The sequence below is a fragment of the Actinoplanes rectilineatus genome, assembly GCF_000962825.1.
In the GTDB taxonomy this organism is placed as follows: Bacteria; Actinomycetota; Actinomycetes; order Mycobacteriales; family Micromonosporaceae; genus Actinoplanes; species Actinoplanes rectilineatus.
On sequence record NZ_JZKF01000002.1, the window covers coordinates 154685 to 167128 of the forward strand.

Sequence of the window (12444 nt, forward strand, 5' to 3'; positions counted from 1 at the left end):
TGGCGATGCCGCCGACGCCGAGCGGCGCCGAGTGGGAGGACGCGACGATGACCAATCCTTTCGACGACGAGAACGGGTCCTTCCTCGTACTCGTCAACGACGAGGGTCAGCATTCGCTGTGGCCGGCGTTCGCCGAGACGCCGGCCGGCTGGACCCGGGTGCACGGTGCGGCGACCCGTCCGGAGTGCCTGGCGTACGTCGAGGAGAACTGGACCGACCTGCGACCGAAGAGCCTGATCGCGGAGCTGGCCGGCTGACCCGTCCCGCTGCTTCTCCAAGCCCCTTCCGGGAATCCGGAAGGGGCTATTCATATCGTTGGACATCAATGCATATCGGTAGCCTGAGTCGATGAGTAGTCGAATCGTGCGTTTCGGGGTCGTCGCGGCCATGGTGCTGTCGGTGACCTCGCCGGTGTCGGCCGCCGGAAAACGGCCCGACTGTGACTGGACCCAGTGGGGGCAGAACGCCGCGCACACCGGGCAGTCGTGTGCCCCCGGCCAGCGCGATCTGCAGCTGCTCGCGCGCCTGGTGGTCGACCCCTTCGCGGAACAGGAGGCCGGCGAGTCCCAGTTCGGGGGCTACATCCCGGTGCACCTGCCCACACCGCTGGCCGACGGCGACGGCAACGTCTTCGTGCTCCGCAAAGGCGGTGCCTACGTCAGCTGCGACTCGCCCGGCTCGGGCACGCCGGCGCCCTGCGGGCAGGACCCCGGCAACCTGGAACGCCAGACCTGGTCGGTGCAGGCGCTGCGCTGGAAGCAGGGCGAGCTGGTGCCCACCTGGTCGTACACCTCGGACTGGAAGCCCAGCCGGATCGTCGGCAAGGAGAGCCTGTTCCAGTCCGCGATGAGCGAGGACCACCTCTACGTGCCCGGCGCCGGCGGGACCGTCCTGCAACTCGCCAAGGACAGCGGCCGGCTGGTCCAGCGGATCAACCCGTTCGGCCGGACCGTCGACCCCGCGGCGTTCACCGCCGGTGGGCTCACCCTCGACGACCGCGGCACCCTGTACTACAACGTCCTGCGGAGCGAGCCGGCCGGCGGCCTGGACGACGTGCACAGCTGGCTGGTGCGGGTCACCCCGGACCGGACCGTCGGCACTGTCGACTACCGCACGCTCATCCCCGGCGCGCCCCGGGCCACCGATCTCTGCTACGAGGAGTTCGACGGCGACGACCTGCCGTTCCCGCCGGCGCCGCAACCCGACGGCACGCCGACCCTGCCCCGCCAGTCGCCCTGCCTCTCCCAGCGGGCCGCGATCAGCGTCTCCCCGGCTGTCGGCCCGGACGGCACCATCTACACGATCACCCGGGCGCACAACCGCTCCGGCGGACGGAACTACGGGTACGTGGTCGCGCTCCGGAACGACCTCACCCTGAAGTGGGCCACCTCGCTGCGGGGCATCCTCAACGACGGCTGCGGCGTGCTCGTCCCGTACGGCACCGAACCGTTCGACTGCCGGCCCGGCTCGGCGCTCGGCGTCGACCCGTACACGAATCTGCAGCCGGCCGGTGGGGTGGACGACGGCAGTACGGCCTCCCCGGTGGTCCTGCCGGACGGCGGCGTCGTCTACGGCACCCGGAACTTCTACAACGGCTCCCGCGGCCACCTGCTCAAGTTCGACCGGGCCGGCCGCCCGGTGGCCGACTTCGACTACGGCTGGGACATCACCCCGGCGGTGTACCGCCACGACGGCACGTACTCGATGTACGTCAAGGACCTCAACTACGGCGAGGGCCCGCACAACATCACCCGGCTCGACGCGAACCTCGACAAGGAGTGGTCGCACACCAGCACCGAGACCCGCAACTGCGAGCGGCTCCCGGACGACACGGTGAGCTGCGTCGATGAGGGACGGCACCCGAACGGCTTCGAATGGTGCATCAGCGCGCCGGCCGTCGACAGGGACGGCACCGTCTACGGGCTCTCCTCGGACGGCCACTTCTACGTCGTCGACAAGCGGGGCCGCCAGCTGGAGAAGGTGTTCCTGTCCAAGACGATCGCCTCGGCGTACACCCCGGTGACGCTGGACCCCCGCGGCCGGATCTACGCCCAGAACAACGGTGAGCTCTACGTCCTCGGCAAGCAATGACCGTCGATCGTCGTACCGTCCTGATCGGCGTCGCCGGGCTCGCCGGGTGCAGCACCGTCGAGCCGGCCGGGACGTCCGAACCCGTCGCCGTGCGGCGGCAACCGGGCGTCGTCACCGCGCCGCACCCCGAGACCGAGTACGTGGCGTTCGACGTGACCGCCCCGGACCGGGCCGGCCTCGCCGCGGCGCTGGAGGCGCTGAGCTCACCGGCCACCGGCACGACGGTGACCGTCGCCGCGGGTGCGTCCCTGTTCGACGGCCGGTACGGGATCGAACGCCCCCGCCGGCTGACCCCGATGCCGTCGTTCCGCGGCGACGCCCCCGACCCCCGCTGGTGTCACGGCGACCTGCTGGTGCAGATCGGCGCGGACACCCGGGACCGGATCAGCGCCGCGCTGGCCGTACCCCGTCCCGGTCTGAAGCCGCGCTGGCGGCTGGCCGGAACCCACCGGGAGCGCAACCCGTTCGGCTTCACCGAGGGCGCCGGGAACCCGGACACCACCGACCCCGCGGTGATGGACCGGTGCGTCTGGGTCCAGCCCGGCGACGACGAACCGGCCTGGTGCGTGGGCGGCACCTACCAGGTGGTCCGGCTGATCCGGCTGGACCGGGCGGCCTGGGACGCGCAGCCGGCCCGGAGCCAGGAACGGGTGATCGGACGGCACAAGGACTCCGGCGTCCCCCTGGGCCGGGACGCGGTGGACGACGTGGTGGAGTTCGCGGCCGACCCGGACGGCGCGATCATCCCGCTCGACGCGCACATCCGCCGCGCCTACCCGCACACCGGCAGGGAACGCCCGATCCTGCGCCGGGGCCACGCGTACCGGCTGGCCGGGACGGACGCCGGCCAGATCTTCGTGTGTTTCCAGCGGGACGTGGAACTCGGCTTCACCACCGTGCAGCGCCGGCTGGCCGGCGAGGCGCTGGAACGGTTCCTCCGGCCGTTCGGCGGCGGCTACTACTTCGTGCTGCCCGCCGGCGGTGACTTCCCGGGCCAGACCATGCTGGCCGGCTGACCGTGCACCGGACGCAGGTGAAGGGGAACGATGGACTCCGCAACACAGACCGCTCCGACGACGCCCGATCTGATCGCCCGGCAGGCGGCCCGGACACCCGGCGCGGTGGCGGTGACCGACGGCGGCCGGACGCTGACCTACCGGCGACTGGACGAGCGCGCCGGACGCCTGGCCGGGCACCTGGCGGCTCGGGGCGTCCGGCGCGGCGACCGTGTCGCGGTGCTGATGGACCGCTCGGCCGACCTGGTGGTGGCACTGCTCGGGATCTGGAAGGCGGGGGCGGCGTACGTGCCGGTGGACGCCGCCCAGCCGGCCCGGCGGGTGGGGTTCATGACCGCCGATGCGGGCGCACGCTGGCTGGTCTGCTCGGCCGCCGGACGGGACCGGACGCCGGACGGGATCACCCCGGTGGTGATCGGCGAGGAGGGCGACGGCGTCGCGCCGGCGACCACGGCCGGTCCGGGCGACACGGCGTACGTCATGTACACCTCCGGCTCGACCGGGACCCCGAAGGGCGTGGCGGTCCCGCACCGCAGCGTGGCGGAGCTGGTCGGGAACCCCGGCTGGGCGGTGGAACCCGGTGACGCGGTGCTCCTGCACGCCCCGTACGCCTTCGACGCCTCACTCTGGGAGCTCTGGGTGCCGCTGGTCTCCGGCGCCCGGGTGGTGATCGCCGCCCCGGGGCCGGTGGACGCCCAGCGGCTGCGCGAGTCCGGCGTGACCCGGGCGCACCTGACCGCGGGCAGCTTCCGCGCGGTGGCCGAGGAGTCGCCGGAGTCGTTCGCCGGGCTCCGGGAGGTGCTGACCGGTGGCGACGTGGTGCCGGTCCACGCCGTGGCGAAGGTCCGTGCGGCCTGTCCCGCGGTGCGCATCCGGCACCTGTACGGGCCGACCGAGACCACCCTGTGCGCCACCTGGCACCTGATCGCACCGGGCGACGACCTGGGGCCGGTGCTGCCGATCGGCCGTCCGTTGCCGGGGCGCCGGGCGTACGTGCTCGACGCGGCGCTGCGGCCGGTGGCGCCGGGCGTGATCGGCGACCTGTACCTGTCCGGCGCCGGCCTGGCGGACGGCTACCTGGGCCGGCCGGACCTGACAGCGGAACGGTTCGTGGCCGATCCGTCCGCGCCCGGGCAGCGGATGTACCGCACCGGCGACCTCGCCCAGTGGTCCGCCGCCGGGGAGTTGCTGTTCGCCGGGCGGGCCGACGACCAGGTGAAGATCCGTGGCTTCCGGATCGAGCCGGGTGAGGTCGAGGCGGCGCTGATCGCGCAGCCGGAGGTGACCGAGGCCGTGGTGGTGGCGCGCGAGGGCAGCCTGATCGGGTACGTGGTGACCGGCGCGGATCCGGCCCTGATCCGGGAGCGTCTGGGCGTGGTGCTGCCGGAGTACATGGTCCCGGCCGTGCTGGTCGCCCTGGACGCGCTGCCGTTGACCGGCAACGGCAAGGTGGACCGGGCGGCGCTGCCGGCCCCCGCCGCGGCGGACGACGGTGGCCGGGCGCCCGAGAACGCGGCCGAGCGCCTGTGGTGCGACCTGTTCGCCGACGTCCTCGGCCTGGACCGGGTCGGCGCCGACGCGAACTTCTTCGCCCTGGGCGGCGACTCGATCACCGCGATGCGGCTGGCCGCCCGGGCCGCCCGGGCCGGCCTGTCGATGACCTATGCCGAGATCTTCACGGCGAGCACCCCGGCGCTGCTGGCGGCGGCAGCCCGCGCCGTGCCGGACGGTGACGACGACCGTCCGCTGATCACCCTGACCGCGGCGGACGAGGCCGAACTGGCGATCGTCGCGCCGGACGCCGAGCACGTCTGGCCGCTGGCGCCGCTGCAGGCCGGACTGCTCTTCCAGACCACCCTGCACGACGAGGGCCTCGACATCTACCAGGGGCAGTGGATCCTGGAGCTGAACGGGCCGCTCGACCCGGCCCGGCTGCGGGCCTCCTGGGACGCGGTCGTCGCCCGGCATCCCGAACTGCGGATGGGGTTCCACCGGCTGGCGTCGGGGACCGCGGTGCAGGCCGCCGCCCGGCACGCCGCCGTGCCCTGGCGGGAGGTGACGGCGGCCGGCGCCGCCGACGTCGACACCGCGGTCCGGGACCTGGCCCGGCAGGAGCAGGAACGGCGCTTCGACCTGGCGTCGCCGCCGCTGTTGCGGCTGGTGCTGATCCGGTACGGCGACGGACGGCACCGCATGCTGGTCGTCCACCACCACATCCTGAGCGACGGCTGGTCGGTGTCGATCGTCCTCAACGAGGTGGCCGCGGCGTACGACAACGGCGGATCGCTCCCGGAGCCGGCCGGCACGGTCGCCTCGTACCGGGACTATCTGGCCTGGCTGGCCCGGCGGGACCGGGAGGCGGCGCGGGCGGCCTGGCGGGCCGAACTGGCCGGTCTGGACGAGCCGGCGACGATCACCCGGTCGGAGACCGGGACCGGGTACGGCTTCCGCGTCGCGTACCTGGACGAGGAACTCTCCGCCCGGCTGGCGGCGACGGCCCGCGCCTACGGCCTGACGCTGAACACGGTGGCGCAGGGCGCGTGGGCGACGGTGCTGGCCCGGCTGGTCCGGCGTACCGACGTGGTCTTCGGCACCACGGTGGCCAGCCGCCCGGCGGAGCTGCCGGGTGTGGAGTCGATGCCCGGCCTGATGATGAACACGGTGCCGGTCCGGGTCACGCTGGACGCCGGTCGCCCGTTCGCCGAACTGCTCGCCGGCCTGCAGCGGCGGCAGGTCGCCCTGATGCCGCATCAGCACCTCGGGCTGCCGGAGATCCAGAAGGCGGCCGGGGCGGGCGCGACGTTCGCGACGCTGCTGGTGTTCGAGAACTACTCGCGGGACTTCGATGGCCGGTTCACCTACCTGGGCACGGTCGAGGGCACCCACTACCCGCTGACGCTCGGCATCATCCCGGGCGGCCGGATCCGGATGCAGCTCGCCTACTGGCAGGGGCGGATCGACGAGACGGTCGCCGAGTCGGTGCTGGAGTCGTTCGTCCGGGTGCTGACCACGGTGGCCGGGGACCCGTCCCGGCCGGTCGGCCGGATCGGCACGGGGGCACCCCTGACGGCCGAGCCGCCGGTGGCCGGCCCGGCGGAGACGTTGCCCGCGCTGGTGGAACGGGTGGTGCGGGCCCGCCCGGACGCGGTGGCCGTGGCGGACGGCGACGGTGAGTGGACCTATGCGCAGCTGTGGGCGCGGTCGGTGGGCCTGGCCGGCCGGCTGACCGCCCGGGGCGTCCGGCCGGGCGACCGGGTCGGCCTGCTGGTCGGGCGGTCGTCCTGGTGGGTGGCCGGGATGCTCGGGGCCGCGCTGGCCGGCGCCGCCTTCGTGCCGGTGGATCCGGCGTACCCGGCCGAGCGGATCGGTCTGATCCTGGCCGACGCGGACCCCGCGCTGGTGCTGTGCGCGGCGGCGACCCGGGCCGTGGCGCCGGCCGGGTTCGCGGACCGGCTGCTGGCCGTCGACGAAACCGGCCCGGCGGAGCAGGATCGGTTGCCGGCCGTCGAGGGGACCGGCCCGGCGGGGGAGGGCCGGTTGCCGGCCGTCGACGGGACCGGCCCGGCGGGGGAGACCCGGCTGCCACGGGTGCTCCCGGACGACGCGGCCTACGTGATCTACACGTCCGGGTCGACCGGCACGCCGAAGGGCGTCGTCGTCGCGCACGCCGGTCTGGGGAACCTGGCCGCCGCGCAGATCGACCGGTTCGCCGTCACGCCGGACGCCCGGGTCCTGCAGTTCGCGGCGCTGGGCTTCGACGCGATGGTGTCCGAGGTGCTGATGGCGCTGCTGTCCGGGGCGCGGCTGGTGCTGGCGCCGGAGGAGGACCTGCCGCCACGGGTGTCGCTGGCCGAGGCGCTGGACCGGTGGGCGATCACCCACGTGACGGTGCCGCCGTCGGTGCTGGCCACCGCCGGCACCCTGCCGGCGTCGCTGCGGACCGTGGTGGTGGCCGGCGAGGCGTGTCCGCCCGGTCTGGCCGAGCGGTGGGCGCGGCGGTTCCGGCTGATCAACGCGTACGGGCCGACCGAGGCGACGGTGTGTGCGGCGATGAGCGCGCCGCTCACCCCGGGCCGGACGGTGGTGCCGATCGGGACGCCGATCACCCGGGGCCGGTGCCACGTGCTGGACGCGTTCCTGCGGCCGGTGCCGCCGGGGATCACCGGTGAGCTGTACGTGTCCGGGATCGGGCTGGCCCGCGGCTACCTCGGGCGGGCGGCGCTGACCGCGGTCCGGTTCGTGGCCGACCCGGACGTCCCGGGCGGGCGGATGTACCGGACCGGCGATCTGGCGTACCGGACCGGCGAGGGTGAGCTGGTGTTCGCCGGGCGGGCCGACGACCAGGTGAAGGTCCGCGGGTTCCGGGTGGAGCCCGGTGAGGTGGAGGCGGCGCTGGCGGCTCATCCGGGTGTCGCGCAGGCCGTGGTGACGGTACGGGCCGATCGGCTGCTGGCGTACGTCACTCCGGCCGGCGTCGACGCGGACGGCGTACACCAGGAAATGATCTTGAAGTTGCCCGGGCATCTGGTGCCGGCCGCGGTGATCGCGCTGGACGCGCTGCCCGTGACGCCGAACGGGAAGATCGACCGGGGCGCGCTGCCGGATCCCGGATTCGTCGCCGGGGCGACCGGCCGGGAACCGCGCACCGCCGGTGAGCGGGTGCTGTGCGACCTGTTCGCCGAGGTCCTGGGCCTGGAGCGGGCCGGCGCCGACGACGACTTCTTCGCGGTGGGCGGCGACTCGATCACCTCGATGCTCCTGGTGTCGCGGGCCCGGGGCGCCGGCCTGACCTTCGCCACCCGAGACGTCTTCGCGGAGCGGACGCCGGAACGGCTGGCCCGGGTGGCGTCGCGCGCGCAGCGGCCGGACCCGGACGGCGCCGCGCCGGAAGACGGCGTCGGCGAGGTGCCCCGGACCCCGGTGATGCGGCTGCTCGGCGACGGGGTGCTGTCGGCCGGCTTCACCCAGTGGGTGGTGGTGGAGGTGCCCGCCGGGATGGATGAGCAGACCCTGACCCGGGGGCTGACCGCACTGGTGGAGACCCACGCGATGCTGCGGGCCCGGGTGGAGTCCGGGCGGCTGACCGTCGGCGCGAGCGGATCGGTCCCGCTTCGCCGCGTCGCGGCGGACGGGGACGTGGACGAGGTGGCCCACCGGTGCGCGGCGGAGGAGTCCGCACGGCTGGATCCGTCCACCGGACCGGTGCTGCGGGCGGTGCTGGTGGACCCCGGCCCGGACCGGCCCGGACGGCTGGCCCTGGTGGCCCACCACCTGGTGGTGGACGGGGTCTCCTGGCGGATCCTCGCGGCCGACCTGCGGGCCGCCTGGGCGGGGACGGCCCTGGACCCGGTGCCGGTGTCGTTCCGCCGCTGGGCGGAGCTGTCCCGTCAGCAGGCGCTCTCCCCGGCACGGGCCGGCGAGCTCGAGGCCTGGCGCGTGCTGGTCGGGCCGGGGGACGACCGTGCGATCGGCGACCTCACGGCCCCGCCGGGCGGCGTGCGCACCCGCTCCTGGGAACTCTCCGGCGACGCGGCCCGGGCGCTGGTCACCCGGGTCCCGGCGGCGTACTTCTGCGGGGTGCACGAGGTGCTGCTGGCCGGGCTGGCCGGTGCGGTGACCGGCGGGCGGGGCGGTGCCGTGCTGATCGACGTGGAGCGGCACGGCCGGGAACCGGTCGACGGTCTGGACCTGTCCCGCACGGTCGGCTGGTTCACCAGTGTGCACCCGGTACGCCTGGACCCGACCGGTGTCACGACACCCGGGCAGCTGCTCAAACGGGTCAAGGAACAGTCCCGCGCGGTGCCCGGCGACGGCCTCGGCTACGGGCTGCTGCGCCACCTCAACCCGGAGACCGGGCCGGTGCTGGCCGCGCTGCCGTCGCCGCGGATCGGCTTCAACTACATGGGCCGGATCGCGCCGGGCGGGTCGGTGGGCGGCGCGATGGGACCGGACCTGGGCCTGCCGCACGTGCTGGACGCCGACGCGGTGGTCGAGGACGGGCCCGGCGGGCCCCGGCTGCGACTGACGCTGAGCTGGGCGGACGGGCGACTGACCAGCGCCGATGCCGAGCGGGTGGGCGGCGGTTGGTTGGACACGTTGTCCGCTCTGGCCGGTCAGGCAGATGATCCGACCGCGGGGGGACATACCGCGTCCGATTTCGATCTCCTCGACCTGGACCAGGACGAGATCGAGGGCTTCGAGGCGATCGCCGCTCGACTCAGTGGAGGCCATCAGTGACCACTTCGACGACGTCACCGGCGTCGGCGCTCGCCGAGGTCTGGCCGCTGTCCCCGATGCAGGAGGGGATGCTCTACCAGGCCTCGGCCGACGACCAGGCGCCGGACCTCTACCTCATCCAGCAGACGCAGCTCATCGACGGGCCGCTGGACGTCGCGCTGTTCCGGCGGTCCTGGCAGGCGCTCCTCGACCGGCACACGGCGCTGCGGGCGTGCTTCCACCGGCGCCGGTCCGGCGAGACCGTCCAGCTCATCCCGCGGTCGGTGGAGCTCTCCTGGACCGTGTGCGACGTCGCCGGCCCGGACGAGGTGACGGCGCTCGCCGCGAGGGACCGTTCCCGGCGGTTCGACCTGGCCCGGCCCCCGCTGCTGCGGCTGACGCTGGCCCGGCTCGGCCCGGAGCGGCACTACCTGGTGACCACCAGCCACCACCTGCTGATGGACGGCTGGTCGCGGGCCATCCTGGAGGCCGAGCTCCTGGCGATCTACCGGGCCGGCGGCAGTGTCGCGGGGCTGGCGCCGGCCGGCTCGTACCGTGACTACCTGGCCTGGCTGGGCCGGCAGGACCGGGACGCGGCCCGGGTGGCCTGGCGGGCCGAGCTGGCCGGCGTCGAGGGCGTGACCCTCGGCCCCACCGAGCGCCCGGGACTGCCGTCGTCGCTGGTGACCCGGCACGCGCCGGAGTTCACCGCGGCGCTCACCGGGTTCGCCCGGCGGCACGGGCTGACGCTGAACACCCTGGTGCAGGGCGCCTGGGCGCTGGTGCTGGCCCGGCTGACCCGGCGGACCGACGTGCTCTTCGGCGCGACGGTCTCCGGCCGCCCGGCCGAGCTACCCGGCGTGGAGCGGCTCACCGGCCTGCTGATCAACACGGTGCCGGTCCGGGTCCGCCTGGACGGCGCCACCACCGTCCTGGCGATGCTGACCGATCTCCAGGAGCGGCAGTCCGCCCTGCTGCCCCACCAGCACCTCGGACTGCCGGAGATCCGCAGACTCGGCGACGCCGGCTTCGACACGATCGTGGTGTTCGAGAACTACGTCGACCAGCCCGCCACCCCGGGCGACCTGCGCCTGAGCCTGCGGGAGGTGCGGCAGGCGTCGCCGTACGCGCTCACCCTGGGCGTGATGCCGGGCGAGAGCCTGCAGACCGAGGTCCAGTACCACCCGGAATCCCTCGACGCGCGGATCGCCGAGACGGCCCTGCACGGCCTGACCCGGGCCCTGGAGCTGATCATCGCCGCGCCGGGCACCCCGGTGGGCCGCCTGGACGTGGCCGGGGCCGCACCGTTCGAGCCCGGCGCCCCGGCCGTCGGCGCGCCCTCGGCGATCGGCCTGGTCCGCCACTGGGCCGCCGCGACGCCGGCCGCGCCGGCGATCACGGCCGGGGACCGGACCTGGACGTACGCCGACCTCGACGACTGGTCCGGCCGGCTGGCCCGGGCACTGACCGACCGGGGCGTCCGCCGCGGCGACCGGGTCGCGGTGATGCTGGAGCGGTCCCCCGAGGTGATCGCCGCCTGGCTCGGCGTGTGGCGGGCCGGTGCGGTGTTCGTGCCGGTCGACCCGGGATACCCGGCGGACCGGATGGCGTTCATGCTGACCGACGCGGGTGCCGTCGCGGTGCTGACCCGGCCCGGTGTCGCCGCAGGCTCAGGGCTCCCCCTGATCGACGTGGCCGAGGCCGCCGCCGGTCCCGGCCAGGACGCGCCGGTCGAGGTCGGTGCGGACGACCTGGCGTACGTGATGTACACCTCCGGGTCGACGGGGACCCCGAAGGGCGCCGCCATACCGCACGGGGGCGTGGCCGCGCTGGCCGGCGACCCGGTCTGGGAGGTGGGCCCCGGGGACACGGTGCTGATGCACGCCCCGCACACCTTCGACGCGTCGCTGTACGACATCTGGGTGCCGCTCGTGTCCGGCGCCCGTGTGCTGATCGCCGAGCCGGGGGTGGTCGACGCGGCCCGTCTCGCCGCGCACGTGTCCGCCGGCCTCACCGCCGTCAACTTCACCGCCGGGCAGTTCCGGGCGCTGGCCCAGGAGGCGCCGGAGTCCTTCGCCGGTCTGCGCGACGTGTCGGCCGGCGGTGACGTGGTGCCGCCCGCCGCGGTCGAGCGGGTCCGCCGGGCCTGTCCGGACCTGCGGGTCTGGCACACGTACGGGCCGACCGAGACCACCCTGTGCGCGACGTGGAAGACGTTCGGGCCCGGCGACCGGGTGGACGCGGTGCTGCCGATCGGCCGTCCGCTGCCCGGCCGCCGCCTGTACGTGCTGGACGTCTTCCTGCGCCCGCTGCCTCCGGGCGTCCCCGGTGACCTCTACATCGCCGGGGCCGGGCTGGCCCGCGGCTACCTGGGCAACCCCGGCCTGACCAGCGAGCGGTTCGTCGCCGATCCGTTCGTGCCGGGCGCCCGGATGTACCGGACCGGCGACGTGGCGTACCGGACCGGCGAGGGCGAGCTGGTGTTCGCCGGGCGCGCCGACGACCAGGTCAAGATCCGTGGCTACCGGGTGGAGCCGGGCGAGATCGCGCGGGTGCTCGCCGATCAGCCCGGCGTCGGCGAGGCGGTGGTGCTGGCCCGCGACGGCCGCCTGATCGGGTACGTGGTGGCGGCCGACCCGGCCTCCGCGGACCGGCTGCGCGAGCAGGTCGCCGCGGTGCTGCCGGACTACATGGTGCCGGCCGCGGTGGTGGTGCTGGACGCCCTGCCGGTGACCGCGAACGGCAAGGTGGACCGGGCCGCCCTGCCCAGCCCCGACTTCGGCGGGCGGACGTCCGGCCGGGCGCCGCGGACCGACCGGGAACGGGTGCTCTGCGACCTGTTCGCCGAGGTGCTCGGCCTGGACCGGGTCGGCGCCGACGACAGCTTCTTCACGCTCGGAGGCGACTCGATCACCTCGATGCGCCTCGCCGCGCGGGCCCGCCGGGACGGGATCGACATCGGCGCCCGTGAGGTGTTCCAGCATCCGACACCGGCCGGGCTCGCCGCGATCGCCGCGGCCCCGGAACCGCCGGCCGCACCGCACCGCACCGCCGCCTTCGCGCTCGTCGCCCTGGACGCCGGCGAGATCGCCGAACTCGGCGACGACCTGTGACCTTCTTT

Annotated in this window: 5 protein-coding genes; all 5 read left to right on the forward strand. The window is 74.8% G+C overall.

Annotation, left to right across the window (positions count from 1 at the left end):
• Window positions 1-47 precede the first annotated feature (47 nt).
• The 5 genes from WH85_RS01950 (at window position 48) to WH85_RS49850 (ending at window position 12436) form a co-directional block, all read left to right on the forward strand.
• Window positions 48-257 carry an MbtH family protein gene (locus tag WH85_RS01950; RefSeq protein ID WP_045739971.1) on the forward strand — a complete coding sequence of 70 codons (210 nt, stop codon included), beginning with the start codon at window positions 48-50 and terminating at the stop codon, window positions 255-257.
• A 91-nt stretch (window positions 258-348) separates the two neighbouring features.
• Complete coding sequence (locus tag WH85_RS01955) at window positions 349-2091, forward strand: hypothetical protein (protein ID WP_157410688.1); 1743 nt, start codon at window positions 349-351, stop codon at window positions 2089-2091.
• Window positions 2088-3107, forward strand: a complete 1020-nt coding sequence (locus WH85_RS01960) for a Dyp-type peroxidase (protein ID WP_045739870.1) — start codon at window positions 2088-2090, stop codon at window positions 3105-3107. Before WH85_RS01955 ends, WH85_RS01960 begins: the two co-directional genes overlap by 4 nt.
• A gap of 30 nt (window positions 3108-3137) precedes the next feature.
• Window positions 3138-9344, forward strand: coding sequence for a non-ribosomal peptide synthetase (locus WH85_RS46595; protein ID WP_157410689.1), 6207 nt, complete (start codon window positions 3138-3140; stop codon window positions 9342-9344).
• On the forward strand, window positions 9341-12436 hold the full coding sequence (locus WH85_RS49850; protein WP_045739871.1) for a non-ribosomal peptide synthetase: 3096 nt from the start codon (window positions 9341-9343) through the stop codon (window positions 12434-12436). The genes WH85_RS46595 and WH85_RS49850 overlap by 4 nt, the downstream gene beginning before the upstream one ends.
• Window positions 12437-12444 lie beyond the last annotated feature (8 nt).

What these genes read in the sequence shown, in the direction of transcription:
- WH85_RS01960 (WP_045739870.1), top strand. Translation starts at nt 2,088, where the DNA reads ATGACCGTCGATCGTCGTACCGTCCTGATCGGCGTCGCCGGGCTCGCC.
- WH85_RS01955 (WP_157410688.1), top strand. Translation starts at nt 349, where the DNA reads ATGAGTAGTCGAATCGTGCGTTTCGGGGTCGTCGCGGCCATGGTGCTG.
- WH85_RS01950 (WP_045739971.1), top strand. Translation starts at nt 48, where the DNA reads ATGACCAATCCTTTCGACGACGAGAACGGGTCCTTCCTCGTACTCGTC.
- WH85_RS46595 (WP_157410689.1), top strand. Translation starts at nt 3,138, where the DNA reads ATGGACTCCGCAACACAGACCGCTCCGACGACGCCCGATCTGATCGCC.